General features: G+C 72.4%; 24 protein-coding genes and 1 pseudogene. 13 read left to right on the top strand and 12 right to left on the bottom strand.

Annotation, left to right across the window (positions count from 1 at the left end; genetic code table 11):
* Window positions 1-107: 107 nt before the first annotated feature.
* Window positions 108-575, top strand: a complete 468-nt coding sequence (locus ACIP84_RS05580; protein ID WP_266971278.1) for a hypothetical protein — start codon at window positions 108-110, stop codon at window positions 573-575.
* A 48-nt stretch (window positions 576-623) separates the two neighbouring features.
* On the opposite strand, the gene ACIP84_RS05585 is transcribed toward ACIP84_RS05580, so the two are convergent.
* On the bottom strand, window positions 624-899 hold the full coding sequence (locus ACIP84_RS05585; RefSeq protein WP_401794836.1) for a hypothetical protein: 276 nt from the start codon (window positions 897-899) through the stop codon (window positions 624-626).
* Window positions 900-991: 92 nt separating this feature from the next.
* Here ACIP84_RS05585 and ACIP84_RS05590 point away from each other — a divergent pair, with 92 nt between their 5' ends.
* The 4 genes from ACIP84_RS05590 to ACIP84_RS05605 all read left to right on the top strand — a co-directional run bounded on the left by ACIP84_RS05590 (window position 992) and on the right by ACIP84_RS05605 (window position 6,456).
* The gene (locus ACIP84_RS05590; protein WP_401794839.1) at window positions 992-2,812 is read left to right on the top strand and encodes a methylmalonyl-CoA mutase family protein; all 1,821 of its coding nucleotides are present in this window, start codon (window positions 992-994) and stop codon (window positions 2,810-2,812) included.
* Window positions 2,812-4,986, top strand: coding sequence for a methylmalonyl-CoA mutase (gene scpA / locus ACIP84_RS05595; protein ID WP_355961260.1), 2,175 nt, complete (start codon window positions 2,812-2,814; stop codon window positions 4,984-4,986). The genes ACIP84_RS05590 and scpA overlap by 1 nt, the downstream gene beginning before the upstream one ends.
* On the top strand, window positions 4,983-5,966 hold the full coding sequence (gene meaB, locus ACIP84_RS05600) for a methylmalonyl Co-A mutase-associated GTPase MeaB (protein ID WP_401794843.1): 984 nt from the start codon (window positions 4,983-4,985) through the stop codon (window positions 5,964-5,966). Before scpA ends, meaB begins: the two co-directional genes overlap by 4 nt.
* 199 nt (window positions 5,967-6,165) lie before the next feature.
* Window positions 6,166-6,456 (top strand): hypothetical protein, encoded by a 291-nt coding sequence (locus tag ACIP84_RS05605; RefSeq protein WP_401794846.1) that lies wholly within the window; start codon window positions 6,166-6,168, stop codon window positions 6,454-6,456.
* Between the two features lie 48 nt (window positions 6,457-6,504).
* On the opposite strand, the gene ACIP84_RS05610 is transcribed toward ACIP84_RS05605, so the two are convergent.
* The 3 genes from ACIP84_RS05610 to ACIP84_RS05620 form a co-directional block, all read right to left on the bottom strand.
* Entirely contained in the window at window positions 6,505-7,704 is a 1,200-nt protein-coding gene (locus ACIP84_RS05610; RefSeq protein WP_401794849.1) for a nitric oxide synthase oxygenase, read from the bottom strand.
* Window positions 7,705-7,894: 190 nt separating this feature from the next.
* A complete protein-coding gene (gene gdhA, locus ACIP84_RS05615; protein WP_355961267.1) occupies window positions 7,895-9,241 on the bottom strand; it encodes an NADP-specific glutamate dehydrogenase in 1,347 nt (448 codons plus the stop codon).
* A 119-nt stretch (window positions 9,242-9,360) separates the two neighbouring features.
* Window positions 9,361-10,599, bottom strand: a complete 1,239-nt coding sequence (locus tag ACIP84_RS05620) for a helix-turn-helix domain-containing protein (protein ID WP_401794852.1) — start codon at window positions 10,597-10,599, stop codon at window positions 9,361-9,363.
* A 222-nt stretch (window positions 10,600-10,821) separates the two neighbouring features.
* Between ACIP84_RS05620 and ACIP84_RS05625 the strand changes: the two genes are divergently transcribed.
* Complete coding sequence (locus ACIP84_RS05625) at window positions 10,822-11,658, top strand: DUF4232 domain-containing protein (RefSeq protein WP_401794855.1); 837 nt, start codon at window positions 10,822-10,824, stop codon at window positions 11,656-11,658.
* Between the two features lie 102 nt (window positions 11,659-11,760).
* Here ACIP84_RS05625 and ACIP84_RS05630 read toward each other — a convergent pair whose 3' ends face one another.
* Both ACIP84_RS05630 and ACIP84_RS05635 read right to left on the bottom strand, forming a co-directional pair.
* A complete protein-coding gene (locus ACIP84_RS05630; protein WP_401794858.1) occupies window positions 11,761-12,954 on the bottom strand; it encodes an RNA polymerase sigma factor in 1,194 nt (397 codons plus the stop codon).
* Window positions 12,954-13,361, bottom strand: a complete 408-nt coding sequence (locus tag ACIP84_RS05635; protein WP_355961274.1) for a YciI family protein — start codon at window positions 13,359-13,361, stop codon at window positions 12,954-12,956. Before ACIP84_RS05635 ends, ACIP84_RS05630 begins: the two co-directional genes overlap by 1 nt.
* Before the next feature lie 294 nt (window positions 13,362-13,655).
* Here ACIP84_RS05635 and ACIP84_RS05640 point away from each other — a divergent pair, with 294 nt between their 5' ends.
* The 6 genes from ACIP84_RS05640 (at window position 13,656) to ACIP84_RS05665 (ending at window position 19,468) form a co-directional block, all read left to right on the top strand.
* Window positions 13,656-14,153, top strand: a complete 498-nt coding sequence (locus ACIP84_RS05640) for a SigE family RNA polymerase sigma factor (protein ID WP_401794862.1) — start codon at window positions 13,656-13,658, stop codon at window positions 14,151-14,153.
* A complete protein-coding gene (locus tag ACIP84_RS05645; RefSeq protein ID WP_355961277.1) occupies window positions 14,146-14,553 on the top strand; it encodes a hypothetical protein in 408 nt (135 codons plus the stop codon). The genes ACIP84_RS05640 and ACIP84_RS05645 overlap by 8 nt, the downstream gene beginning before the upstream one ends.
* 332 nt (window positions 14,554-14,885) lie before the next feature.
* The gene (locus tag ACIP84_RS05650) at window positions 14,886-16,109 is read left to right on the top strand and encodes a mannosyltransferase family protein (RefSeq protein WP_401794865.1); all 1,224 of its coding nucleotides are present in this window, start codon (window positions 14,886-14,888) and stop codon (window positions 16,107-16,109) included.
* 64 nt (window positions 16,110-16,173) lie between these two features.
* Window positions 16,174-16,641 carry a hypothetical protein gene (locus tag ACIP84_RS05655; RefSeq protein WP_401794868.1) on the top strand — a complete coding sequence of 156 codons (468 nt, stop codon included), beginning with the start codon at window positions 16,174-16,176 and terminating at the stop codon, window positions 16,639-16,641.
* 246 nt (window positions 16,642-16,887) lie between these two features.
* Complete coding sequence (locus ACIP84_RS05660) at window positions 16,888-17,991, top strand: hypothetical protein (RefSeq protein WP_401794871.1); 1,104 nt, start codon at window positions 16,888-16,890, stop codon at window positions 17,989-17,991.
* 301 nt (window positions 17,992-18,292) lie between these two features.
* Window positions 18,293-19,468, top strand: coding sequence for a glutathione-independent formaldehyde dehydrogenase (locus ACIP84_RS05665; RefSeq protein ID WP_401794874.1), 1,176 nt, complete (start codon window positions 18,293-18,295; stop codon window positions 19,466-19,468).
* Window positions 19,469-19,589: 121 nt separating this feature from the next.
* Here the strand turns inward: ACIP84_RS05665 and ACIP84_RS05670 are convergent, their stop codons facing one another.
* The 5 genes from ACIP84_RS05670 to ACIP84_RS05690 form a co-directional block, all read right to left on the bottom strand.
* Complete coding sequence (locus tag ACIP84_RS05670; RefSeq protein WP_401794876.1) at window positions 19,590-20,237, bottom strand: alpha-ketoglutarate-dependent dioxygenase AlkB; 648 nt, start codon at window positions 20,235-20,237, stop codon at window positions 19,590-19,592.
* Between the two features lie 99 nt (window positions 20,238-20,336).
* Entirely contained in the window at window positions 20,337-20,996 is a 660-nt protein-coding gene (locus ACIP84_RS05675) for a DUF998 domain-containing protein (protein WP_401794879.1), read from the bottom strand.
* Window positions 20,997-21,105: 109 nt separating this feature from the next.
* Window positions 21,106-21,924: a DUF4389 domain-containing protein gene (locus tag ACIP84_RS05680; RefSeq protein WP_401794882.1), complete on the bottom strand. Its 819-nt coding sequence runs from the start codon at window positions 21,922-21,924 to the stop codon at window positions 21,106-21,108.
* A gap of 203 nt (window positions 21,925-22,127) precedes the next feature.
* Complete coding sequence (locus tag ACIP84_RS05685; RefSeq protein ID WP_401794885.1) at window positions 22,128-23,339, bottom strand: low temperature requirement protein A; 1,212 nt, start codon at window positions 23,337-23,339, stop codon at window positions 22,128-22,130.
* 437 nt (window positions 23,340-23,776) lie between these two features.
* Window positions 23,777-24,349 (bottom strand): GNAT family N-acetyltransferase, encoded by a 573-nt coding sequence (locus tag ACIP84_RS05690; RefSeq protein WP_401794888.1) that lies wholly within the window; start codon window positions 24,347-24,349, stop codon window positions 23,777-23,779.
* Window positions 24,350-24,580: 231 nt separating this feature from the next.
* Between ACIP84_RS05690 and ACIP84_RS05695 the strand changes: the two are divergent.
* Window positions 24,581-24,697 (top strand): annotated as a pseudogene (locus tag ACIP84_RS05695) (TIGR03086 family protein); the annotation flags it as partial.
* A 52-nt stretch (window positions 24,698-24,749) separates the two neighbouring features.
* Here ACIP84_RS05695 and ACIP84_RS05700 read toward each other — a convergent pair.
* Window positions 24,750-25,472 (bottom strand): transposase, encoded by a 723-nt coding sequence (locus ACIP84_RS05700; RefSeq protein ID WP_401794891.1) that lies wholly within the window; start codon window positions 25,470-25,472, stop codon window positions 24,750-24,752.
* Window positions 25,473-25,647 lie beyond the last annotated feature (175 nt).

Below are 25,647 nucleotides of genomic sequence, written 5' to 3' on the forward strand. Positions count from 1 at the left end.
GCTCCGTAAACAGCACCGTGGACAGCTCCGTATACAGCCCCGTGGGCAGCCCCGCGGACAGCACCGTCACCCCACCCGCGCACCCGACCCGATCCGGAGGATCGAGCATGACCCAGCCCACCACCAGCCGCCGCTCCCTGCTCACCGCCGCGCTCGCCGCCCCCGCCGTCGCGGTCGCCGGGCCGCTGCTCACGGCCACGCCGGCCGCCGCGGACCCCGTGGACGGCTGCCAGGTGGTCGTCGACTGGACGGCGATCACCGTGGACCCCGCCGTGGTGAACGAGCCCGGCGCGCCGGCCGAGGCCCGCGTGATCCGGCTCGCGGGGACGGAGTTCCTCCAGTTGCGCGGCACGGTCACCTGTGCGTTCACCGCCGACGGCCGTCTCGGCACGCTGCCCGCCACCATCCGCCCGCCCAAGCTGACCCGCGGCGTCTGCCCCCGCAACAACAGCCTGGGCATCAACGCGATCCGCATCGAGGCCAACACGGCAGGCGCCGTCAACGTCTACGGTCCCCAGGCGACCAACAAGGTGACCTGGATCCAGCTGGACAACTTCTCGTCCGTCATGCGCTGAGACCGTGCCCCGGCCGTCCGGCGACACGCCCGTCCGGCGACACGCCCGTCACGGCGTGTCGCCGGACCAGTCGAGGCGGCCCGGATCGCCGGGGCGCGGGTCGTACAGCGACCGGCCCCCGGCGCCGTACCGTCCCAGCTCCGTCTCCAGGGCCGCGCCGGCCGCCCGCTGCTCCGGCGTCCGCTCCGTGACGTCGAGCAGCAGTCCGTCGAGCGGGCCGCCGACCAGCTCGGCGTAGACGCGGCCGGGCCTCGGGCCCGGCCTGGGGTCGTCGTGGTCCTGGCCGTAGACCCGGCCTCTCAGCAGCTCCTCGTCCCTGTCCATACGAGAAGCGTCGCAGCCGCCACTGACAACGAGAAGAAGGTCACAGTCGTACGCCCTCCTGCTACTTTGTCGATCTCCCCTAGCATCCGAGCATGACGGTCCTGCCTGACGACGGGCTCACCCTGGCGTCCGAATTCCCCGACGCGCCACACGAACAGTGGCAACACCTTGTGGCAGGTGTCCTGCGCAAGTCCGGCAAAGAGGTGTCCGGCGACGCCGCCGAGGACGCCCTTTCCACACTCCTGGAGGACGGCCTCGACGTCCGTCCGCTCTACACGGCGGCCACGGCACGCGATACCGTGCCCGAGACCGGGCTCCCCGGCTTCGCGCCCTTCGTGCGCGGTGGCCGCGCCGAGGGCAACACCCTGGGCGGCTGGGACGTGCGCCAGCGGCACCTCGCCGCCGACAACGACCTGGTCCTCGCCGACCTGGAGAACGGCGTCACCTCGCTGTGGCTGGGCGCCGGCGGCACCGGCATCCCGGTCTCCTCGCTCCCCAAGGTCCTCGACGGCGTCTACCTCGACCTGGCGCCGATCGTCCTCGACGCGGGCGACGAGACCGCGGCGGCCGCCGAGCTCCTGCTCGGTCTCTACGCGGAGCGGGGCGTCGCCGACGACGCGGCCCGCGGCAACCTCGGCGCGGACCCGCTCGGCCACGAGGCCCGCACCGGCCGCCCGGCGTACGACCTCGCGTCCGTGACCGGACTCGCGCGCCGCTGCGCCGACCGGTACCCGGGGCTGCGCGCCCTGACCGTGGACGCCCTGCCGTACCACGAGGCCGGCGGCTCGGCCGCGCAGGAGCTCGGCTGCTCCCTCGCGACCGGCGTGGCCTATCTGCGGGGTCTGACCGGGGCCGGCCTGAGCGTCGCCGAGGCGTGCGCGCAGCTGGAGTTCCGGTACGCGGCGACCGCCGACCAGTTCCTGACCATCGCCAAGCTCCGCGCGGCGCGCCGGCTCTGGGCCCGGGTGGCCGAGGTCTGCGGCGCCCCGGACGCGGGCGCGCAGCGCCAGCACGCGGTGACCTCGACGGTGATGATGACGCGCCGCGACCCGTGGGTGAACATGCTGCGCACCACGGTGGCCACGCTCGCCGCCGGAGTGGGCGGCGCCGACAGCGTCACCGTGCTCCCCTTCGACGACGCCCTCGGTCTGCCGGACGCGTTCGCGCGCCGGATCGCCCGCAACACCTCCACCGTCCTCATCGAGGAGTCGCACCTCTCCCGGGTCGTCGACCCGGCGGGAGGCTCCTGGTACGTGGAGCGACTCACCGACGAACTCGCCCATGCTGCCTGGGAGTTCTTCCAGGTCATCGAGCGGGCGGGCGGCCAGGAGGCCGCTCTGCGGGCCGGCACGATCGGCGAGCGACTCGCCGAGACGTGGTCCGCCCGCAGCAGGAAGCTCGCCACCCGCCGCGAACCCATCACCGGCGTCAGCGAGTTCCCCCACCTCACCGAGAAGCCCGTCGAGCGGGCCCCCGCGCCCGCGCAGCCGTCCGGTGGCCTTCCCCGGGTCCGCCGCGACGAGGCCTACGAGGCGCTGCGCGCCCGCTCGGACGCGCACCTGTCGGAGACCGGAGCCCGGCCCCGGGTCTATCTGGCTGCGCTCGGCCCGGCGGCCGCGCACTCGGCCCGCCTCTCCTTCGCCGCGAACCTCTTCCAGGCGGGCGGCATCGAGCCGGTCACCGAGGGCACGTTCGAGGAGAGCGGCGCCCGCGAGGCCTGCCTCTGCTCCAGCGACGCGCTGTACGCGGAGCAGGCCGCGACCGTGGCGGCGGAACTGCGCGCCGCGGGCGCCGAGCACGTCCTCCTCGCCGGGCGCCCGGGGGACCACCCCGGTGTCGACTCGTACCTCTTCGCGGGCTGTGACGCCGTCGCCCTGCTCTCCACCGCCCTCGACCGCATGGGAGTGTCCTGATGTCCATCCCCGACTTCTCCGGGATCGAGCTCGGGGCGCCGACCGCCGACGGCGGTCCCGAGGCCTGGCGCGCTGCCGTCAAGAAGGCCACGGGCGGCGACGACCTGCTCTGGGAGACCCCGGAGGGCATCGGCGTCAAGCCGCTGTACACCGGGCAGGACCTGGAGGGCCTGGACTTCCTGGACACCCGCCCGGGCATGGCCCCGTACCTGCGCGGTCCGTACCCGACGATGTACGTCAACCAGCCCTGGACGATCCGGCAGTACGCGGGCTTCTCCACGGCCGAGGAGTCGAACGCCTTCTACCGGCGCAACCTCGCGGCCGGCCAGAAGGGTCTGTCGGTCGCCTTCGACCTGCCGACCCACCGCGGCTACGACAGCGACCACCCGCGCGTCACCGGTGACGTCGGCATGGCCGGCGTGGCCATCGACTCGATCTACGACATGCGCCAGCTGTTCGACGGCATCCCGCTGGACCGGATGACGGTGTCGATGACGATGAACGGCGCCGTGCTGCCGGTCCTCGCGCTGTACATCGTGGCGGCCGAGGAGCAGGGCGTACCGCCCGAGAAGCTGGCCGGGACCATCCAGAACGACATCCTCAAGGAGTTCATGGTCCGCAACACGTACATCTACCCGCCCGGGCCGTCGATGCGGATCATCTCCGACATCTTCGCCTACACCTCGCAGCGGATGCCGCGCTACAACTCCATCTCCATCTCCGGCTATCACATCCAGGAGGCGGGTGCGACGGCCGACCTGGAGCTGGCGTACACGCTCGCCGACGGTGTGGAGTACATCCGCGCGGGCCGCGAGGCCGGGCTCGACGTGGACGCGTTCGCACCGCGCCTGTCGTTCTTCTGGGCGATCGGCATGAACTTCTTCATGGAGATCGCGAAGCTGCGCGCCGCGCGGCTCCTGTGGGCCAAGCTGGTCCAGCAGTTCGACCCGCAGAACGCCAAGTCCCTCTCCCTGCGGACCCATTCGCAGACCTCGGGCTGGTCGCTCACCGCGCAGGACGTGTTCAACAACGTCACGCGCACCTGCGTCGAGGCGATGGCGGCCACCCAGGGCCACACCCAGTCGCTGCACACCAACGCCCTCGACGAGGCGCTCGCCCTGCCGACGGACTTCTCGGCCCGGATCGCCCGCAACACCCAGCTGCTGATCCAGCAGGAGTCGGGCACCTGCCGGACCATCGACCCGTGGGGCGGCAGCGCGTACGTCGAGAAGCTCACCTACGACCTCGCGCGGCGCGCCTGGAAGCACATCCAGGAGGTCGAGCAGGCCGGCGGCATGGCGAAGGCCATCGACGCGGGCATCCCCAAGCTGCGCGTGGAGGAGGCCGCGGCCCGTACCCAGGCCCGGATCGACTCCGGCCGGCAGCCGGTGATCGGCGTCAACAAGTACCGGGTCGCCACCGACGAGCAGATCGACGTCCGAGCGGTCGACAACTCCTCGGTGCGCGCCCAGCAGATCGCCAAGCTGAAGCGGCTGCGCGAGGAGCGCGACGAGCAGGCCTGCCAGGACGCGCTGGCCGCGCTCACCCGGGCCGCGGGCGGCGAGGGCAACCTCCTCGAACTCGCGGTGAACGCGGCCCGCGCGATGGCGACCGTCGGCGAGATCTCCGACGCCCTGGAGAAGGTCTACGGACGCCACGCCGGCCAGATCCGTACGATCTCCGGTGTGTACCGCAACGAAGCCGGCGCGTCCCCCTCCGTGGACCGCACCCGGGCCCTGGTGGACGCCTTCGGCGAGGCCGAGGGCCGTCGGCCGCGCATCCTGGTCGCCAAGATGGGCCAGGACGGCCACGACCGGGGCCAGAAGGTCATCGCCACCGCCTTCGCCGACCTGGGCTTCGACGTGGACGTCGGCCCGCTGTTCCAGACCCCGGCCGAGGTGGCCCGTCAGGCCGTCGAGGCGGACGTGCACATCGTCGGGGTCTCCTCGCTCGCCGCCGGACACCTCACGCTCGTACCGGCGCTGCGGGAGGAACTGGCGGCGGAGGGCCGCGAGGACATCATGATCGTGGTTGGCGGGGTGATTCCTCCGCAGGACGTGGCGACGCTCCTGGAGATGGGCGCGGCCGCCGTGTTCCCGCCGGGCACCGTGATCCCGGACGCGGCCCACGACCTGGTGACGCGTCTGGCGGCCGACCTCGGACACGAGCGGTGATCGATCTCGACACGTATGTCAAGGGCGTACGTGAGGGGAAGCGGGCGCTCGTCGCCCGCGCGATCACCCTCGTCGAGTCGACCCGCCCCCAGCACCGCGCACTCGCCCAGGAGCTCCTGACGGAACTCCTTCCGCACAGCGGGAAAGCCGTGCGGATCGGGATCAGCGGAGTACCAGGTGTCGGCAAGTCGACGTTCATCGACGCGTTCGGCACGATGCTCACCGGGCTCGGCCACCGGGTCGCGGTGCTCGCCGTCGATCCGTCGTCGACCCGTACCGGCGGCTCCATCCTCGGCGACAAGACGCGGATGGAGCGGCTGGCCGTCGACCCGGCGGCCTTCGTACGGCCCTCCCCCAGCGCCGGCACCCTCGGCGGGGTCGCCAAGGCGACCCGGGAGTCGATGGTCGTCATGGAGGCCGCGGGCTACGACGTGGTGCTGGTCGAGACCGTGGGCGTCGGCCAGTCCGAGACCGCCGTCGCCAACATGGTCGACTCCTTCCTGCTGCTCACCCTGGCCCGCACGGGCGACCAGCTCCAGGGCATCAAGAAGGGCGTCCTGGAACTCGCCGACGTGGTCACCGTCAACAAGGCGGACGGCCCGCACGAGCGGGACGCGCGCGCCGCTGCCCGTGAACTCGCCGGCGCCCTGCGGCTGATGCACGGCGCGGACTCCTTCTGGACGCCACCGGTGCTCAGTTGCAGCGCCCGGGAGTCCGCGGGCCTCGACGAGGTCTGGGGGCGGCTCGAACAGCACCGCGCCCGGCTGGACTCGACCGGCCGGCTCACGGCCAAGCGTCACGACCAGCAGGTCGACTGGACCTGGACCATGGTCCAGGACGAGCTCCTGCGCCGCCTCCACTCGGACCCGGCGGTCCAGTCCCTCGCGCCCGCCCTGGAGCAGCGGGTGCGCGCGGGCGAGCTGACGGCGACGCTGGCCGCCGAGCGGATCCTGGACGCGTTCGGGGACCGGAACGGCTGACGCGGCACCTTTCAGGGGGGCCTTCCTTTCGGGAGGGCCCCCTTTCGCACGCTCCCCCTCGTACCCGCCCCCCTGGGGCGGCGCCGGTGCCTCCTTCGGATGCCGTCCGCGGCGGGTCGTGCTGTGCTGGCTGGTAGGGGGCATCGCCGACGCGGTGGTGCGGGAAGGGCCGCCCCACCGCCACGAGGAGTGATCCACCATGGCGATCTTCGTCCACGCCGTGCTTCCGGATGTCACCACGGACCAGTACGACCAGCTCAACGCCAAGCTCCAGGAGACGCCCGACGTCTTCGACGGCTGCGTCTCCCACGCGTGCGTCGTCACGGACGACGGACTGGAGGTCTTCGACGTCTGGGAGTCGGAAGGGCACATGAACGCGTTCGTCGAGCGCATGATGCCGCTGGCGAGCGGCCTGGGCTGGCCTCCGGCGGACCAGGCGCCCCGGATTCTGCGGGTGCACAACCACTGGGTCCCCGGGGCGAACGGCTGACGGGCCCGCCGCCGCCGACGGCTGACGGGCCCCGCCGTCGCCCGCGGGTCACGTACGGGCCAGGAAGGCCGGCCGCAGGGAGGGGTCGACCGCGTCGTAGTACCGGTGGAAGACCGGGGTGGCGGAGCCGGAGACCGGGGGCACGATCCAGCTCCAGTCGGCGGGCGTCTCCCTCCCGTGGCGGCTCTCCTGGGCGATGTGCCGCAGGAACCTCTGGGACTCGGTGTGGTGGTCGGCCATCGTCACCCCGGCCTCCTGGAAGGAGTGCAGCACCGCCACGTTGAGCTCGACGAGCGCCCGGTCCCGCCACAGGGTGCGCTCGCTCGACCGGTCGTACCCGAGCCGGTCCGCGACCACCGGGAGGAGGTCGTACCGCTCGGTGTCGGCGAGGTTCCTTGCGCCTATCTCGGTGCCCATGTACCAGCCGTTGAACGGCGCCGCCGGGTACCGCACGCCGCCGATCTCCAGGGTCATGTCGCTGATCGCGGGCACGGCGTACCAGCGCAGGCCGAGGTCGGCGAACCACGGGTGGTCGGGGTGGCTCAGCGGCACCTCGCGGACGGCGTCGTCCGGCAGCTCGTACCACTCGGGCCGGGCGCCGGGATGCTCCCGCACCATCAACGGCAGTACCTGGAAGGGCTCCTGGTCGCGCTTCCAGCCCAGGTCGCGGGCCTGGGCGGTCAGGGACGCGCTGCGCGGGTCGCCGCGCCACGCTCCCTGCGGCGTGCGGTGTCCGGCGTAGCGCACCAGCTGGTCGTTGACGATCCGGGGGCCGGGGCGGCCCGGCCGGTCGGGGGCGAAGACGGTGATCACCGGCCGGATCCGGCCGCCGTTGCCGGCGAGCCTGAGGTGCTCGAAGGACGCGGCGGCGATGTCGTGGGCGGAGGTGAGGTGCCGCAGGTCGCGCACCACGAGGCTGCGCCAGTAGAGCCTGCCGATGCAGCGGGCCGCGTTGCGCCAGGCGACGCGTGCGCCGAAGGCGAGTTCGGCCGGGGAGTGCGTATAGGTGCCGGTGCGGTCGACCTCGGCCAGCACCTCACGTATCCGGCTCCGTGCGTCCTCTCCGGTACCCGGCTGCTCGTCGTGGAACTGGCGGATGAACCGCTCCGCCTCGCGCCGGTCCACGAGCCGCGGCAGCTCGCCGCGGGCCTCGTCGGCGGGGGCCGCGGGCGCGGGGTCCCCGGACGCGTAGGGGCAGGTGCCGGTGCTGGGGACAGACGTGCGGCGGCGGCTGCGACTGAAGATCAATGTGTTCCTCCCGGCCCCATGACTACCGTATGAACACACACAGCCGCGGAGAGTGCGTGAACATCCGGTCCGGGAAGGTCTGCGCTGGTACGCTTTCGCCGCTCATGCCCGAATGACCGGCTTGCGGCGGACCGCTCCGCCCCGCGTGCCCGGTGGCGCGCGGGGCGGAGCCGTGCTTGCGGCAGAGGCCTCAGATCACGCCCTGCGCGGTCATCGCCCGCGCCACTCGCAGGAATCCGGCCACGTTGGCGCCGAGGACATAGTCCTCGGCGTTGCCGCCGTACGCCTCCGCCGTGGCCCGGCACTCGGCGTGGAGGCCGCGCATGACCGCGGCGAGCCGGGTCTCGGTCTGCTCGAAGGTCCAGCTGTCGCGGGCCGCGTTCTGCTGCATCTCCAGGGCCGAGGTCGCCACGCCGCCGGCGTTGGCCGCCTTGCCGGGGCCGAACAGGACTCCGGCCTCCCGGAACACCTTCACCGCCTCGGGCGTGCAGGGCATGTTCGCGCCCTCGGCGACCGCGAGGACCCCGTGCTTGACCAGGGCCACGGCGTCGTCGAGGCCCAGCTCGTTCTGGGTCGCGCACGGCAGGGCGATGTCGCACGGGACGTCGTACACCGTGCCCCGGGCGGAGAAGCGCGCCGTCGGCTTCGCCTCCGCGTAGGCGGAGATCCGGGCCCGCCGCACCTCCTTGACGTCCTTGAGCAGGTCGAGGTCGATGCCGTCCTCGTCGACGAGGTACCCGGAGGAGTCGCTGCAGGCCACCACGCGGCCGCCCAGGGCGTGCACCTTCTCCGCCGCGTACACCGCCACGTTGCCCGAGCCGGAGACGACGACCCGTCGTCCGTCGAAGTCCTGGCCGCGGGTGGCGAGCATCTCCTCCGCGAAGTACACCGCGCCGTAGCCCGTGGCCTCGGTGCGGACGTGGGAGCCGCCCCAGCCCACGGGCTTGCCGGTGAGGACGCCGGACTCGTAGCGGTTGGTGATCCGCTTGTACTGGCCGAAGAGGAAACCGATCTCGCGCGCCCCGACACCGATGTCCCCGGCCGGCACGTCCGTGTGCTCACCGAGGTGACGGTAGAGCTCGGTCATGAACGACTGGCAGAAGCGCATGACCTCGGCGTCCGAGCGGCCCTTCGGGTCGAAGTCGGCGCCGCCCTTGCCGCCGCCGATCGCCATGCCCGTCAGCGCGTTCTTGAAGATCTGCTCGAAGCCGAGGAACTTCACGATGCCGAGGTTGACGCTCGGGTGGAACCGCAGCCCGCCCTTGTACGGGCCCAGGGCGCTGTTGAACTCCACCCGGAATCCCCGGTTCACCCGCACGGTGCCCTGGTCGTCCACCCACGGAACCCGGAAGAGCAACTGCCGCTCGGGCTCGCACAGTCGCTCCAGGATCGCGGTCTCGACGTACTCGGGGTGCCGCTCCAGGGCGGGAGCGAGGGAGTCGAGGACCTCGGCGGCCGCCTGGTGGAACTCCGCCTCCCCGGGGTTTCGTCGGCGGACCTCCGCGTAGACGGCTTCCATGTGTGCGCTGACGTTCATGGGTGTCTCTCGCCTTCTTCTTCCTCGAAAGTGCCGTTGCGTGCGGGCGACGTCACGCCATTGTCGCCCGGCCCTCACGCAGCGCCGCCACCGAGGCGGTCCCCGGTCCGGTCGACCGCCTAACGCCCCCCGGTGTCGACGTCGTTGTCGATCCATTCGGTCCAGCCCAGGGGATAGGCGTACGCGGGCCGGGCCAGGTTGCCGCTGGTACGGAAGGGACGGCCGCCGTCGTCGATGCGGAGCGTGCCGCGCTCCTCGCCGCTGGACCAGACGAGTTCCAGGTACCAGCTGACGTCGTGCGCCTGGGCGCGCGCGGCCACGTTGAAGATCACGGGGTCGGACTCGCTCGTCTTGTACGAGAACGTCCGCTGCCCGCCCACGGGGACGGCGGTGGGCCGGCCGGCGTCGAGGTCGACGGCGAAGGCCTTCGTCGACACCTCACCGCCGCAGCCCACGCCCATCACATAGTCGTTCCAGGCCACGGGCGCCTTCTTGGTCACGACCCGGACGTGGAGGGCCTCCAGGACGACCGTCCGCTTCCCGGTGCCCTGCACGGTCAGCCGGAGCAACTGGTCCCCGCCCGGGACCGCGTCGAGCGCCGCGATCCATCCCGGCGCGTCCTGCTCCGTGGGCGGCGGCGGAACCTGCTCCGGCTGGCGGTCGATCAGGTAGTGCTGGCTGCAGGGCCCTTCCCAGGTGTGGGGCGCGGTGACGACGCTCGGCGCCGACGCCGACCCCGTCGGCCTGCCCTCGGAGGGCCCGGGACGCCCGGGCGCTCCGGAGGACGCGGCCGCGTCGCCCGCCCGGCGGTCCTTGTCCGGCCCGTCCCCGCCCGTGAGGTTCATGACGAGCACGACCGCCACGGCGGCGCCGGCCACGGCGGTGCCGACGACCACGGCGGTACGCCGGAGGCGCCGGTGCCGCGGCGGGGACGGGTCCGCCGCCACGGAGGGCGGGGCGGCCACGTCCACCGACCCGGACTCCCGCTCCCGCTCCTGCTCTGGCTCTGGCCCTTGCTCTGGCTCTGGCTCTGCCCCCTGCTCCGTCGGCGAGACCTCGGAGAGCGGCTCGGGCGACGAGGCCCCGGGCAGCGGCTCCGGCGACGGCTCGGCCTTCCGCCCGCGCGACACGTCCGCCCGCACCCACAGCCGGTGCAGCTCGACGAGCTCGTCGGGGGTCGCCCGGCACAGTCGCGCGAGCCGCTCCACGGGCGCGTAATCCAGCGGTACGGCGTCCCCGTTGACGTAGCGGTGCAGGGTCGAGGCGCTCATGTGCAGACGCTTGCCCAGCGTGCCGTAGCTGAGCCCCGAACGCTCCTTGAGCTGCCCCAACAGCGCCGCGAACTCGTCCCCCGCCACCGTTCCACCCTCTTCCGGCGTTCGTTCCCGCGTCCCCGCACTGGGATATCACTGCAGGTCAGAGCCTTGAATTCATTCCAGCGTCCCGTACCACCCGGTAGGGGCGGCAACTGGAACGGATCTTGTCACACGCTGTGGTCGGCGAAGCAAGGCCGCCACGGGGAACCGGCGGCCGACGCCGTACAACGACCGAATCCCGACCCTGATCCGAGGGGGACTCCCATGTCCGGACGCACCACCCGTACCCGTCTTCTCGCCGCCACGACGCTCGCGGTCGCCGCGCTCTCCCTCACGGCATGCGGCAGCGGCGCCGCGAAGGACGAGGGCGCCGCCATCACGTCCGCCCTACCCACCGCCACGGCGACGCAGCCGGCCGAGACCCCGGCCACGCCCCCCACGGGCGGCACGACGACGAAGCCCCGGGGCGGTTCGTCCGGCGGAACGGCGGACTCCACGAGCGGTGCGACGGCCGGATCGACCGGCGGGTCGGAGAACTCCGGTTCCACTGGAGGATCGAAGAACAGCGGTACGACCACGGGCACCGCCTCCGGCGGGAAGTCGGGAGGCACCACCTCCGCCGGAACCAGCGGCTCCGGCGGCTCCGGCGGAGCGACCGCCTCGGCCTCCGGCGGCGACGGCTCGAACGGGCCCTCGCGGAACAAGCAGTGCGGCGCGGGCAACACCAGGACCACAGCCACCCCGGTCGCCCGCCCGCTCAACCACATGCTGCTCACCGTCACCAACACCGGCTCCGGCCTCTGCGACCTCCTCGGCTACCCGGTCGCCCGTTTCGGCGCGGCGCAGTCCGTTCCGCCGGTCATGGAGGAGACCCACCCGCAGGCGGTCGTGACCCTCGCTCCGGGTGAGTCCGGGTACGCGGGCGTGATCCTGTCCGCCGCCGACGGCAGCGGACAGCACGGCTACACGACGACGAGCCTCACGGTCGGCTTCACCGACGGCACGACCGCCAGGCCCAAGCTCGCCGGCAAGGGCGTGTACGTCGACAGCTCCCTGCGCGTGACGTACTGGCAGGGTTCCATGGACGACGCCCTCAACTGACCGTCCCCGCATCCGGCCCGGTCGTCCGCCTCGTCCGGCCGACCGGGCTGCCGTGCACCCGGGCGCGATTCCTCAGGGACGCAGTTGTCAGGGGCGCAGTTCTCAGGGGCGCGGGCGGGTGTTGAGTCGCGCGGCCTGGCGTGTCAGGTAGTCGCGTTCGGCGAGGTTGGGGGCCTCCCGGGCCGCGTCGGCGTAGAGCCGTGCCGCCGTCGCCAGGTCCCCGGCCCGCTCGTGGAGGTACGCCGCCGCCGCGGTGGCGCGCGGCAGGCGGTGGCCGTGACCGCGGGCGGACGAGCCCGGGGAGGGGCCGGTCAGCTCGGCGAGCGCCGCGAGCCCGGCACGTGGTCCGTCGGCCTCGCCGACGGCCACGGCGCGGTTGAGCCGGACGACGGGGCTGTCGGTGAACCGTGCGAGCTCGTCGTACCACTCCACGATCTGCACCCAGTCGGTCTCCTCCGCAGTGGGCGCGTCGGCGTGGAGCGCGGCGACGGCGGCCTGCGCCTGGTACTCGCCGAGCCGGTCGCGGGCGAGGGCCGTCTGCAGGATCCCGACGCCCTCGGCGATCAGCGCGGTGTCCCAGCGGCCCCGGTCCTGTTCGGCGAGCGGCACCAGACTGCCGTCGGGTGCGGTACGGCCGGCCCGCCGGGCGTGGTGGAGGAGCATGAGGGCGAGCAGCCCGGCCACCTCGGGGTGGTCGATGACGGCGGCGAGCTGCCGGGTGAGCCGGATGGCCTCGGCGGCGAGGTCGACGTCGCCGGAGTAGCCCTCGTTGAAGACCAGGTAGAGGACGCGCAGCACGGTGGCCACATCGCCCGGCCGGTCGAACCGCACTCCCGAGACGGTGCGCTTGGCGCGGCTGATGCGCTGCGCCATGGTCGCCTCGGGTACCAGATAGGCCTGGGCGATCTGGCGGGTCGTGAGCCCGCCGACGGCGCGCAGCGTGAGCGCGACCGCGGAGGACGGGGTCAGCGCGGGGTGGGCGCAGAGGAAGTAGAGCTGGAGCGTGTCGTCGACCGCCGTCGCGGTCCCGGGCGGCGGCTCCTCCTCGACGAGGTCCTCGCGCCGGCGCCGGGCGGTGTCCGCCCGGGTCGCGTCGAGGAACTTCCGCCAGGCGACGGTGACGAGCCAGCCCTTCGGGTCCCGCGGCGGGTCCTCCGGCCAGGCACGGACCGCCTCGACCAGGGCGTCCTGTACGGCGTCCTCGGCCGCCGCGAAGTCGGCTCCGCGGCGGACGAGGATGCCGAGCACGCCCGGCGTGAGGCGCCTGAGCAGGGCCTCGTCCACGGGTGGGCTCATCACTCCGTGATCGTGGGCGCCGCGGACAGGAACGGGCGCAGTTCGAGCCACTCGTGGATCGGCTTGCCGCCGGCGCCCGGCGCCGCGGAGAGTTCGCCGGCGAGTTCGACCGCCCGCTCGTAGGTGTCGACGTCGATCTCCATCCAGCCGGCGATGACGTCCTTCGTCTCGGCGAACGGGCCGTCGGTGACCGGCGGCCGCCCCTCGCCGTCGTACCGGACGAAGGTGCCCTCGGGGGAGAGCGCGTGGCCGTCGACGTACTCGCCGGTCTCCTTGAGGCGGTCCGCGAAGTCCTGCATGTACGTCACGTGCGCCGCGATCTCCTCCGGCGTCCACTGGTCCATGGGGACGTCGTTGACGGCGGCGGGAGCGCCTCGGTAGTGCTTCAGGAGCAGGTACTTGGCCATGGGGGTTCGTCTCCTCGGTGCCGGTGCGACCCATTGTGGTCACTTCCGCCCCGGGGACGGAGCCGGCCGCGGGTTCTCGACATCGGCGTCCGGATCGCTTTCGCCCCCTTGGCCGAGCCGGCGCCCCCTGGAGGTCCCCACGCTCTCGCGCCGTCCCCCGTCACCCGTCCGCCCCACGTCGTGCGGCCGCCCGGGTTCTGTGACCACCATCACTCTGTGGATACGCGGACCGTGTCAACCGGACGCCTGGCGCCAGGCGTATGCGGGGTGAAGCGAAAGATCCGGGAGTGAGTGTTGACCGTTGAGGAGTTCGAGGCGTTCTACGAGCAGGCGGTCGCGCGACTCACAGGGCAGCTGTACGTGATGCTGGGCGATCTGCACGAGGCTCAGGACGTCGTACAGGAGGCGTTCGTCAAGGGATGGAGCCGGCGACGGCAGCTCGATCGCGACGGACAGCCGGAGGCGTGGATCCGTACGGTCGCCTGGCGTCTGGCGGTGAGTCGTTGGCGATTCCGCAGGCGCACGTCGGACGCCTGGGACCGCGCGGGCGCTCCACCGCCCGTCGAGGGCCCCGGCCCGGAGTACGTGGTGCTCATCGACGCGCTGCGCGACCTGCCCGCCCAGCAGCGGCGGACGGTGACACTGCACTACCTGTGCGACCTGAGCGTCGAACAGATCGCCGGCGAGACGGGCCAGTCCGCCAGCACCGTCAAGACGCACCTGGTCCGTGGCCGGGTCGCCCTCGCCGATCGTCTGCAGCCCCGGCACGTTGAGGAGGACCCCGGTGCTTGACCCCCAGGACGCCCAGGACCCCCAGGACCCTCTTCGCGCGATGTTCCGGCAGGCCGCGGCCTCCGGGCAGGCCCGCGCCCGCGCCGTACCGGTCGCGCGCATCGCCGAACGCGCCAGGCGCGCGCACCGGCGTCGCGTCGCCGTGGCCGCGGGGGCCGCGTGCCTGATCCTCGCCGGCGGCGGGGTGACCGCGGCGGCTCTCCTGTCGGACACCCCGACCCCCGTCGTTCCGGCCGTCAGCCCCTCGGCCGACGCGCCGTCTCCCGCGGAGACCACCGGCCCGCCGGTGAACAGCTCCACGGCGCCGGGCTCTCCCACCCGGGAGGGACCCGCAGGCGATCCGTCGGCGACGACGACGGAGCCGTCGGGACGGGTGACGACGTCGCCCCCGCCGCCCTGAGCACGGCGCGGGCCGGACCACTGAAGGTGCCGGACCACTGAACGTGCCGGACCACTGAACGTGCCGGACCGCTGCACGCGTCGGACCACTGCACCGGCCGCTCCATCGGACCGGCCGGACCAACCGTTCCCTCGGAGGGCCGGACCACAGGCCCCCGCCCCTGACAACCCCGGGCGCGCCCCCGACAACCCCGGGCGCGCCCCTGACGCCCCCGGTCGGCGCCGGACCATCCGGCCCCGCCCGACCCGACCCCCGCCGCATGGCCCCCTCGCCCCGTGACGCGCCGCCGTCGCGTGCTCCGCCATGCCCTCCCACCACCACGAAAGTCGCCTATGTCTGTGATATCCCCGAGGTCGCGGGAAGAGACGACGCCGCTCCCGCCGCTCCTCCCCCTCCCCCGCACCGACCGCCGCCGGCGGCTGCCGCTGCCGCTCGGCGCCGAGGACCGGGACGTGCTGTGGCTGTATCTGCTCACCCGCGCGTCTCTGTGGATCACCGCCTACGGCGCGCGGTGGCTCTTCCCGGCCGACGCCGGCGCGCACGACGCGGGACCCGTCCTCGCACCCTTCGAACGCTGGGACTGGGGACACTTCCTGAACGTGGCGCGCGACGGGTACTTCCCGGCGGGAAGCGGCCCGTGGGACGCCGAGTGGGACAACCGCGAGGCGTTCTTCCCTGGCTTCCCCCTCGCCCTGCGGGCCGTCCACACCGTCGTACCGAGCTGGACGGCGGCGGGGCTGCTGATCTCGTTCGTCGCCGGCGGGATCGCGGTTCTGGCACTCGCGCGGATCGCACGCCTGTATCTGCCCGACGCGAACGCCGGTCGGCGGACGGCTCAGCTCCTGCTGCTCTCGCCGTGCGCTGTCTTCCTCGCCACCGGCTACAGCGAGTCGCTCTTCCTCGCCCTCGCCCTGCCGGCCTGGCTCGCCGCACACCGCCGCAACTGGCCCCTGGCAGCCACGCTCGCCGCGCTGGCGACGACCGTCCGCATCAGCGGTCTGTTCCTCGCGGCCGCCCTCGCCCTGCACTTCGTCCTGACGGCCCGTGCCCGGTCCGACTGGCGGCCGCTGCCGTGGCTCGCCCTGCCGGCGCTTCCCGCGGCCCTGTACGCCTGGTACCTGCACGCCCGCACCGGCGACTGGATGGCCTGGAAGCACGCCCAGGAGCGGGGGTGGTACCGCCACTTCCACGCGCCGTGGGACACCTGGAGCAACACCTGGGAGTCCGCGTTCGACCAGGTCCAGACGACCGGCTACGCCTTCGTGTTCCAGGCCGAACTCCTCGCCATGGTCGTCGGCCTCGCCCTGGTGGCCCTGCTGGTACGCCGCCGGCGCTGGCCCGAGGCCGTCTACGTGGGCCTCAGCCTGTGGGCCCTGGGGACGTCCTACTGGTACCAGTCGATTCCCCGGGCGACCCTGCTGTGGTGGCCCCTGTGGATCACGCTGGCCGCGTGGACACTTCGCTCACCACGCTTCAGGACCGCGTACGTCTGCCTCGCCGCACCGCTGTCGACGCTGTTCGCCCTGACCTATCTGACCGGGCGCTGGGCCGGCTGAGAAGCCGACGGGCTTGGGGGCGGCGAGGGGCAACCCCGTATCGCCGCACGGCGTCCTACCGACCGTGACCGACCTCTTCGCACCCGACTCCCCCTCCGAAGCCGACCACTTCGACGACGAGGAGACCGTACGACCGGGACCGTTCTGGCGCCACGCCCTGTGGGTGGTGGGCGTCATCGCGGCCGCGGTGGGGGCCGGTTGGCTCACCTCCCTGTTCCGGATCGGCTTCGAGGAGTACGGCCTCCCGCCAGCCGCGCCCGGCGCGCTGTGGCCGTACCTGGCCGCGTGGGCCGCGATCGGCCTCGCCGTGGCGGCCGTCCTGCGCGTCACCGCCGCGAAGGTCCCGGTCTACGCCCCGGGCCGGATCGCGGCCGGTCTGACGTACCTGGGCACCCGGCTCTCCCTGGGCTGGCGCCCGGATCCGCCGCTGGTCGGCGCGATGGCGGCGACCGCCCTGATCGCGGCAGCGGTCTGGTGCGCGATCGCACTCCGCCCGCACCGGGCGGAGGCGGAGACCGGGTCCAAGGTCTAGGCTGCCGCGTTTGGATCACGGGACTGATGGACCGGGTGTCGTGGCCTCACGTCCGCGGGTGACCGGGTGGTGCATGCAGGCTCTGTGCTGAGAGGAGGAGATCCGTGCCTGTCCGCCTGCCGATGGGGCCAGCCCGTCAAGGGGCGCCGACGTTACCTCGGGGGCATCCTGGGCTCACCGGCTCATTGCTGGACAGCCGACAGGAAGGGCCCAGTCGTGAGGGTGTCGTCTCAGGGCGTTACGGTCGTGGCTCTCCTGGCGGATCCGGACGCACCGACGGAGGTCGCGCACCGTTTGGTCCGGCCCCTCTGTGATCGGCTCGCCGAGAAGGCGGTTCAGGGGCAACGGTTCGATGTGCAGGTGGTCAGTGAGCCTTTCACCGCGGAGACCGAGGACCTGCCCACTTTGATGCGGCGGATCGCCGACCGCAGACGTGCGGAGAACTGGGACGTCGTCGTGGCCCTCACCGACCTTCCGCTGCATGTGCACGGGCGCAAACTCGCGGTGAATCTGAGTCACGAAGACGGCTCGGCTCTGCTGTCGCTTCCTTCCCTGGGTGGTTTGCGGCTGCAGAGGAGGGCCCGGCGAGCCGTGGAAGAAGCCGTGCTCAGTCTGTTGGCGGAGCCACAGGGCACGGGAGGCGAGGAGGCTGAGGGGCGTGCGCGAAGCAGGCCCCTGCAAGGGCCCTTTACCGGCCCGCTCACCCCCATTCACCCGGGCCAGGTCGGTGAGGAGGAAACCGCGGATCGTCGATACGTCCTCGGCGGACCGCGCGGTTACCTGCGCCTACTGGCCGGTATGGTCCGCGCCAACCGGCCGTGGCGGTTGGTACCGGGCCTGTCGAAAGCCCTGGCGGCCGCACTCGCCACCGCAGCCATCGCCACCGTGAACTCCACCGTCTGGAGCCTGGCCGCGTCCCTGAGCACGCCCCGCCTCGTGATCGCCATGATCGGGTCCGTCTCGCTCATGATCGGCTGGCTGATCGTGGACGCGAACCTGTGGCATCGGCCGACAGACGCCTCACCGGAGGAGAAGAAGAGGACGGCCCTCTACAACGCCTCAACGGTCCTGACCGTGGGTATCGGGGTGCTCGTCTGCTACGCCGGTTTGCTGGTCGTCAACCTGGTATGGGCGCTGTTCATCCTCAACGGCCCGGTGTTCGCCTCCGCGACGGGAAGCCCGCTGCATGCCGCGGAGTACTGGTCGTTGTCCTGGTTCGTCGCTTCGGTCGCCACCGTGGCCGGCGCGCTGGGATCAGGGCTGGAGAGCGACGAGGCGATCCGGGCAGCCGCCTACTCCAAGCGCGAACAGGAACGCCGCAGCATGCTGAAGGACGACCACGATGCCTAGCCGGTGGCCTGAGCCGGTGTCGCCCTTGGTCGTTTCCGGGTCCGCGGATTCCGCTGAGCGACTCGGCCCGCGCGCAGTCGTTTAGCGAGGTTTCCTACGGGTAAACGGCCTTTTATGCCGCGCCCGGGGCGCTTCTGGCGGCCCGGCCGGATTCCCATCGCGCACCTGTACCGGGTGTGCGGCCTCCAGAGGCGCGCCGAAGCCGCAGACTCCGTCGTGACATCGCGCGAGAGTCGGGCTGTGCGCTCCGCCTCCATCGCAGCCGTGCTGCGGTCATGCCGCAGCGCCGAAAGAAGCGATCATGAAAGCAGCGGTATATGAGAGCCCGCGTACGGTCACGGTGAAGGACGTGCCGGACGCGAAGATCGAGCACCCCTGCGACATCATCGTCAAGATCACTTCCACCAACATCTGCGGTTCGGACCTGCACATGTACGAGGGCCGCACCTCGTTCGAGTCCGGCCGCACCCTGGGCCACGAGAACCTGGGCCAGGTCGTCGAGGTCGGTCCGGCCGTAAGCAAGGTCCAGGTCGGCGAGTACGTGGTCCTGCCCTTCAACATCGCCTGCGGCTTCTGCAAGCAGTGCGAGCGGGGTCTGACGAACTACTGCCTGACCATGCAGCCGGAACCGGCCCTCGCGGGAGCCGCCTACGGATTCGCCGAGATGGGCCCCTACCAGGGCGGCCAGGCGGAGCTGCTGCGCGTGCCCTACGGCGACTTCAACGCGCTGCGTCTGGGCGAGGACGCCGCCGAGCGGCAGACCGACTACGTGATGCTCGCCGACATCTTCCCCACCGGCTATCACGCCACCGAGATGGCCCATGTCAAACCGGGTGACCAGACGATCGTGTTCGGGGCCGGTCCGGTCGGGCTGATGGCGACCTACTCCGCCCTCCTCAAGGGCGCCGGCCGTGTCTGGACGGCCGACCACCAGCCCGACCGGCTGCGCAAGGCGGAGGAGATAGGGGCCATCCCGATCAACACCGCCGAGCAGAACCCGGCGGAGGTCGTCAAGGAGGCCACCCTGGGTCTGGGCGCCGACAACGGCTGCGAGTGCGTCGGCTACCAGGCGCATGACTCCGAGGGGCACGAGGACGCCAGCCTCACGCTCAATGGCCTGATCGACTCGGTCAGGTTCACGGGCGACATCGGCGTGGTGGGCGTGTTCCTGCCCGAGGACCCCGGCGGCGCGGAGGCCCAGGGGGAGCTGGAGGCGCAGGGCAAGGTGCCGATCGACTTCGGCATGATGTGGTTCAAGGGCCAGCACATGGGCACCGGGCAGGCGCCGGTGAAGAGGTACAACCGGGCGTTGCGGGACCTGATCGCCGGCGGGAAGGCGAAGCCGAGCTTCGTCGTCTCACACGAACTGGGCCTGGACGAGGCCCCCACCGCCTACGAGCACTTCGACGCCCGCGACGAGGGCTGGACCAAGGTGGTCCTGCATCCCAACGGACACGGCGACGGCCACAAGCAGTAAGGGCTCCGGGGGCCGCCGTCGACCCACTGGTGGGCGACTCCGCAGCGGGCCGACCGCCTGAGAGCGGCGTCGTTCCCACCAGCCCCGGCCCCCGCCCCACCCCCCTGCACGGCCCCGGGTCTCAGCGGACCCCGCGGGTGCGGAACTGGACGCTGATACGGGGTCCGACGGCGCGGCTGGTCTTGGGAACGGCATGTTCCCAGGTGCGCTGGCAGGAGCCGCCCATCACGACGAGGTCGCCGTGGCCGAGCGGTAGGCGGAGGTGCGTGGGGCCGCCGGACCTCGGGCGGAAGGCGAGGTCACGGGGGTCGCCCAGGGACAGGATGGCGACCATCGTGTCGTGGTGGGCGGAACGGCCGGTGCGGTCGCCGTGCCAGGCGACGCTGTCGCGGCCGTCGCGGTAGAGACACAGACCGGCGGAGACGAAGGGTTCCCCGAGTTCGGGGGCGTAGTGGGCACCGAGCGTCTGGCGGGCCTCGACGAGAGCGGGGTGCGGGAGGGGCGCTCCTTCGCCGTAGTGGGCCAGGAGCCGGGGTACGGCGACGACGTTGTCGTACATCGGCCGTTCCTCGGCTCGCCAGGGCACCCGGCCGACGAGCTCCTCGAACAGCGCGTCGGCGCCGTGCAGCCAGCCGGGGAGGTGGTCGACCCAGGCGCCGCCGTCGAGCGGCGTCCGCCGGAGACCGTCCAGCGGGCCGAAGCGGATCTCGTCGCCCTGGTCGAACAGGGAACCCTGGAGTGCGGGCAGGGTGGGTCGTGCTGTGCTCACGGATCCACCATAACGCCAAATCGAACAAACAAGCGAGCTCGATCGACGGCGGACCGCCGGCGGGCCGACGACGAGGCGCCCGCCGCCGCCTCCCCGCGTTCATCGAGGTGGCGCAGACGTCTCGTCGCTCTCGTCAGTCACACCTCTCTCACCGCTTCCGCCACCCTGCTCCCTCACACCACTGGCGCAGCGGAGGCAGGAGGCGACCACCACCAGGGGCCAGGTGGACTGGACGCAGGTCACGAGACGCTCGGCGACACCGACGGAGCCCTGCCGGTTCAGCTCGACGAGGAACCAGACCGCACCGAGGGCCATCAGCGCGCTCGCGGCGACGGAGGGCGTCAGCCGCAGCCCCCACGGCACGCCGCCACGGCGCACGGCGGCCAGCACCGGCCACACCGCGAGCAGTGTGAAGCCGACCACGACGACCGCCCCGTGTCTCAGTGAACCCCCACTGCTCGGCGCGGGGACCAGCGCGACCCCCAAGGCCGCCACACCACCACCGGCGAGCGCCACCCGCCCGGCGGGAGCGGCAGGCCGCAGCCCCCAGGCCGTGACGAGATGGCAGACGCCCAGCGCGAGGAACGCCCCGGTCATGACCCAGGACCCCTCGGCCCCGTAGGCCGCGAGGACACTGATGGTCTGCGTGACGGGATCGTAGGCGGGCCCTTCGAGCAGCGCCGCGACGGTCCAGCCGCCGGCCAGCAGCAACGGGGCACACCCCGAGGACAACAGAGCCCATCTGGGCACGGATCGCATCGAACCACCGTAGGACGAGGCGTTCTTCCCTCACCGCACCACGGGGAACGCGTCAGCCGTGTTGCCCGTGCGGCGGTGTACGGCACACGCGCGAGCCCCCCCGGGGCGGTCACCCCGCGACTCGGCCGGCGGCCGCGGCCGAGTAGTCGTCGCCCGCGTCGTCGTAGTCGACCGTGCCCGAGGTCAGATGGCCGGCGAGTCCGAGGAGCAGGAAGAGCCAGACCAGTACCTGCGCGGCGGTGCTCAGCCTGAGCGGCCGGGTCGCGGAGTACGCGGGCTGCGCGGCGGCTTCGGCGGCGTCGCCCAGGAGCCCCTTGGGGTAGACGGGCGTCAGCATCATCACGTAGGCGGCGATGCGCATCCGGTACCGGACGACGGCCGCCGTGGCTCCGAAGACCGGTTCGGGGAGGCGGCCCAGGATGATGCCGATCAGCCAGAACACCCAGCTGATGGCGAACCAGCCGGACTGCGCGAGGCTGCTGACGATGGCCGCCGGGATCATCAGGATCAGCCGGAACAGGACGGCGAGCCGGTTGAGCGGGGTGGCGCGCAGTTCGATGCGGACCGGGTAGTCGGGGGCGTCGAAGGCGAACGGCGGGTAGCGGTCGACGAGAAGGGCGGCGCTCGCCGAGACCCGGGTCTGGTAGGCGAGGACCGAGCCGAGGAAGGACGCGATCGGGTCGGGCAGCCTGCCCAGGACCAGGGCGCTGAACCAACCCGCGATCGTGACGAAGAAGGCGACGAAGGACAGCAGGGCGACGACGATGAACTGAGGGATGAGCAGCAGCCAGCGCAGAAACACCGTCCACCGACGCTGCCGGCCCGGCGGGGGCACGTCCAGAACGGGCCGCCATTCGGTCCCGCCGACTCCGTCGATCCCGCCGGCACCGGTGCCGTGCGAGGGCCGGGGGTCCCAACCTGCTGCCATGACGGCCTCCGTATCTCCCGCGTCCCCCACTCCCCCGCTTCCCGGGTCACGTCGATGGTGCCCCGCCGGACAGGCCCTCGCACGGCCACGGGGGCCACCTGGAGCACCTGGACCGCAGGGGATGGCGGGATCACGGGATCACGCACCCTGCGTCACGGGCCGACGTGCACGTGGGCCGGAGCGGTCCGCGGGCCGGGGACGGGCTACGACCGGACGTCCGAGGTGTCGTGCCGCCGTCCCGTCAGCTTCTCGTACAGCCAGGGCCAGCGCGCCACCGCCACCAGGGCCCACACCAGGGCCGCCGGGAATCCGTGGCCGGCCAAGGCTCCCAGCACAACCGGTGCGACGACCACGGGCACGCCGGCCCCCAGGACCCAGGAGGCGCCCCGGCCCGAGACCGCTCCCGCCAGAAGGCCGACGGAGAGGAACACCGTGATGCTGCCGCACATGAGCCAGCGCATCCCGGACGGCAGCTGCCCGTCGGCGTGCACCACCGCCCCACCGAGGGAGGCGGCCAGCGCGGCGAGCGCCCCGGTCGACACGCAGTGCATCGGCAGCGCGAATCGCGGGGCGAGCACGCCGAAGCCGAGCAACGGCACCCCGCACGAACGGCGCACAGCGAGCGCCCACAGCGCGAGCAGCAGAACGAAGGAGCCCACCGCCAGCCCGGCGAGTCGGGAGGTCCACTCGACTTCCGAGGAGGCCTCCACCGTCAGCGCGACGCTCTCGCCGATCACGATGAGGGTGAACAGCCCCAGCCGCTCGTCGAGGTGCCGGGCGTCGATGCGGGCGGCCACCGGCTGCGGGCGGGTCGGCCGCTCGTGGCCGGCGGCGTGCTCCTCCCACTCCTGCCTGGCCCGGGCCAGGATCTGGTTGCGGGACCGGGCGAACGTGAGCCCCAGGTCGACGGCTAGGCCGGCCGCCCACAGCCAGTAGCGGGCCGGTGCGTCGGCCCATACGGACACGATCCACGGCACGACCCCCGCCGACAGCTGCGCGATCGGCCAGTCCGCGACGACCTCTCCCCGCCGCTGCCAGACCCGCGCGGCCAGGAGTCGCACGAGCACATACGCGAGGGCGAAGGCTCGGGCGTGGTCCGAGCGGATCTCGGGAACGGCCGCGGCCATGACAGCGAGCCCGAACATGCCGATCAGGACCGTTCGGGTGTGCACCTTGTCGGCGGCGACGTTGCCGTACGTCGTGAAGCACATCCACGCCGTCCAGAACGCCAGGTACAGCAGGCAGTAGAAGCCGAGGTCGTCCGCACCCGGAGTGCCGTGCAGCAGGTGCGCCAGCTGGGCGACACCCGCGACGGCGATGAGATCGAAGAACAACTCCAGCCACGAGGCATGGCGTTCGGCCTCGGCGGGCGGGGCGGCGGGCGGGGTGCCTGAGGAGGCGGTCTCGGAAGCCATACCTGAGTGATCGGCCGGACCGCGCCCGCACTCCAGCGCGCCGCGGGTGGGGGCATGCCGAATGGCCCGCACCCCTGCCGGGTGCTGCGGGCCATTCGACTGCTCACAGGCTTGCCGGGAAGGGGGAGACGGCAAGTCCGTGGGCACGGTGAGCGGTCCCATGCGCTCATCACCCGCCTGCCCCCGATCTCACCTTCCACACCACCCCGCGAGCGCGGCCGCCGAGAAGGCCGGCCGTCTCCCCCCCTCGCCCGGGTGGAGACGCCCAGAACCCCCTGGTCAGGAGGCCGACGCGAGCGCGAGCGTGTTCCGGGTCACACGGCCCGTCGCCGGTCAGGCAGGTGCGATCCGCGAGGTCCTGCGTGAGGCGGAACCCGACCGCGACCGGCCGCCCCCACGTCCACGTCGGCTGAGGCCCGCAGGGCGAAGCGGAGCTGTCAGCGCAGGTCGAGCCGCATCAGGACCCGGGGGTGGCCGGCGAGCACCGAAGTGGTGTCGGCGGCGTGGGTGAAGCCGGCGCGTTCGAAGTTCTTCCGGATCCCGGCGTACGCCATCGTCATGTCGACCTTGGCGTCGCCGCTGTCGATCGGGTACGCCTCGACCGCCGGAGCGCCGTGGGCGCGGGCGAACTCGACCGCACCGGCGATGCGGGCGTGCGAGATTCCCTTCCTCCGATGACCGGGGCGTACGCGGACGCACCACAACGACCAGACCGGCAGGTCGTCGACGTGCGGGATCTTGCGGCTGCGCGCGAAGGAGGTGTCCGAACGCGGTGCCACGGCCGCCCAGCCGACCGGTTCGTCACCGTCGTAGGCGAGCACCCCCGGAGGCGGTTCCGTCCGGCACAGCTCGGCGACGTACTCACCGCGGGCCGGCCCACGGAGCTCGTTGTTGAGCGTGGACGGGATCCGGTAGCTGAGGCACCAGCAGACGTTGGCCCCGGGTGACTTCGGACCGACCAGGGTACGGACATCCTCGAAGACCGAAGCCGGGCGCACCACGATGGTCATGGCCACCACGATGTCACGGGCAGGGCAGGCGCCGCCTGACGAAGCGCCGTTCGCCCCAAGCGCGCGACACGTCTGCGCCGGTGCGGCGCTGATGTCGGCGCGGGTGCCGATGCCGGTTCCGATGCCGGTTCCGATGCCGGTTCCGGTGCCGCCTTGGCGAACGGCCGGACGCCGGATGCGATGCCGCTCCATGGTGGCGGCTCGATCGTGGGACCACGGGAGGGGCGACGGATGACCGTCGACGGTTTCAAGCTACTCGCCGACGCACACGGCTACCTGCTCACCGCCGTGCGCGGCGTCCCCGCCGGAGCCTGGGGGAACGCGACACCGTGCTCGGAGTGGACGGTACGTCAGGTACTGAACCACGCACGCCTGGACCAGCAGGCGCTGGTCATGCAGATCACGGGTCTCCCGCCCGCGAGCGACCCGTTCGAGCCCAGCGAACGCGCTGGTAGCTGCCCTTGTAGCCGAGTGGCGCGATCTCCTCCCACAGCTTCCAGGCATGGGTGTGGCCCTCGTTCCAGCGGTCGTCCAGGTAAAGCTTGTCGTCGAGGACGGAGGGCCGGTTCTGCCACTGACCGGTGAACAGCTCTTCCGGTGTTGCGGTGTCGGCGAGCTGCTTGACGGTGCGATAGGTCATCCCGAGCTGCCGCTGCACCGACCGTCGGCTGTGCCCCGCCTTCAGCAGTGCGTGGACGGCGGCATGCCGGGACCGGGTCCGATCGGCGAATCGGTGCCCGCGCGGCCAAGGAGAACCGGACGAGTCCGCTGCCGGGACGGCCTCGGGTTCGGGAGCGGGTGCGGGAACCGTGGGGACCAGCGCGCGGAGGCAGCGACGGTGCTGGGCGACGCTCCGCTCGGCGGCCTCGCTCAGGTTGGGCCAGAGATGCCACCGGTCCGCGACCTGGACGGCCTGCGGTGCACCGGCGGTGGCGCCCTCGGCGAAGAACGGCGCCCGGTCCCGGCACACGACCTCGACGCCGGGCCGATCGGCGAGCCAGGCCGCCAGGCTCGATGCCGCCCGGTCGGGCAGCAGGTCGACAGGACGGCGGGTCTCCACGTCGACGAGAACGGTGCCGTAGTGGCGGCCCTTGCGGGTGGCGTACTCGTCAACGCCCACCACACGCGGGGCGGGCACTTCCGGCTCGGGAAGGGCGTCGACCAGGCGCAGGACGGTGCTCCGGGTGACGGGCTCAGCCGAGCGCCGGCACGGCCCGCCAGGGCGAGACCGACCGCAGCCAGCGTCGCGCGCAGCCGCTCGGTTCGCTGACCGTGCCGACGGGTCAGGCCGGGTATCT

The organism is Streptomyces sp. NPDC088707 (genome assembly GCF_044752725.1).
Taxonomy (GTDB): Bacteria; Actinomycetota; Actinomycetes; order Streptomycetales; family Streptomycetaceae; genus Streptomyces.

What these genes read in the sequence shown, in the direction of transcription:
- ACIP84_RS05685 (WP_401794885.1), bottom strand. Translation starts at nt 23,339, where the DNA reads ATGGCTTCCGAGACCGCCTCCTCAGGCACCCCGCCCGCCGCCCCGCCC.
- ACIP84_RS05580 (WP_266971278.1), top strand. Translation starts at nt 108, where the DNA reads ATGACCCAGCCCACCACCAGCCGCCGCTCCCTGCTCACCGCCGCGCTC.
- ACIP84_RS05665 (WP_401794874.1), top strand. Translation starts at nt 18,293, where the DNA reads ATGAAAGCAGCGGTATATGAGAGCCCGCGTACGGTCACGGTGAAGGAC.
- ACIP84_RS05590 (WP_401794839.1), top strand. Translation starts at nt 992, where the DNA reads ATGACGGTCCTGCCTGACGACGGGCTCACCCTGGCGTCCGAATTCCCC.
- gdhA (WP_355961267.1), bottom strand. Translation starts at nt 9,241, where the DNA reads ATGAACGTCAGCGCACACATGGAAGCCGTCTACGCGGAGGTCCGCCGA.
- ACIP84_RS05605 (WP_401794846.1), top strand. Translation starts at nt 6,166, where the DNA reads ATGGCGATCTTCGTCCACGCCGTGCTTCCGGATGTCACCACGGACCAG.
- scpA (WP_355961260.1), top strand. Translation starts at nt 2,812, where the DNA reads ATGTCCATCCCCGACTTCTCCGGGATCGAGCTCGGGGCGCCGACCGCC.
- ACIP84_RS05680 (WP_401794882.1), bottom strand. Translation starts at nt 21,924, where the DNA reads ATGGCAGCAGGTTGGGACCCCCGGCCCTCGCACGGCACCGGTGCCGGC.
- ACIP84_RS05650 (WP_401794865.1), top strand. Translation starts at nt 14,886, where the DNA reads ATGTCTGTGATATCCCCGAGGTCGCGGGAAGAGACGACGCCGCTCCCG.
- ACIP84_RS05585 (WP_401794836.1), bottom strand. Translation starts at nt 899, where the DNA reads ATGGACAGGGACGAGGAGCTGCTGAGAGGCCGGGTCTACGGCCAGGAC.
- ACIP84_RS05675 (WP_401794879.1), bottom strand. Translation starts at nt 20,996, where the DNA reads ATGCGATCCGTGCCCAGATGGGCTCTGTTGTCCTCGGGGTGTGCCCCG.
- ACIP84_RS05630 (WP_401794858.1), bottom strand. Translation starts at nt 12,954, where the DNA reads ATGAGCCCACCCGTGGACGAGGCCCTGCTCAGGCGCCTCACGCCGGGC.
- ACIP84_RS05690 (WP_401794888.1), bottom strand. Translation starts at nt 24,349, where the DNA reads ATGACCATCGTGGTGCGCCCGGCTTCGGTCTTCGAGGATGTCCGTACC.
- ACIP84_RS05635 (WP_355961274.1), bottom strand. Translation starts at nt 13,361, where the DNA reads ATGGCCAAGTACCTGCTCCTGAAGCACTACCGAGGCGCTCCCGCCGCC.
- ACIP84_RS05625 (WP_401794855.1), top strand. Translation starts at nt 10,822, where the DNA reads ATGTCCGGACGCACCACCCGTACCCGTCTTCTCGCCGCCACGACGCTC.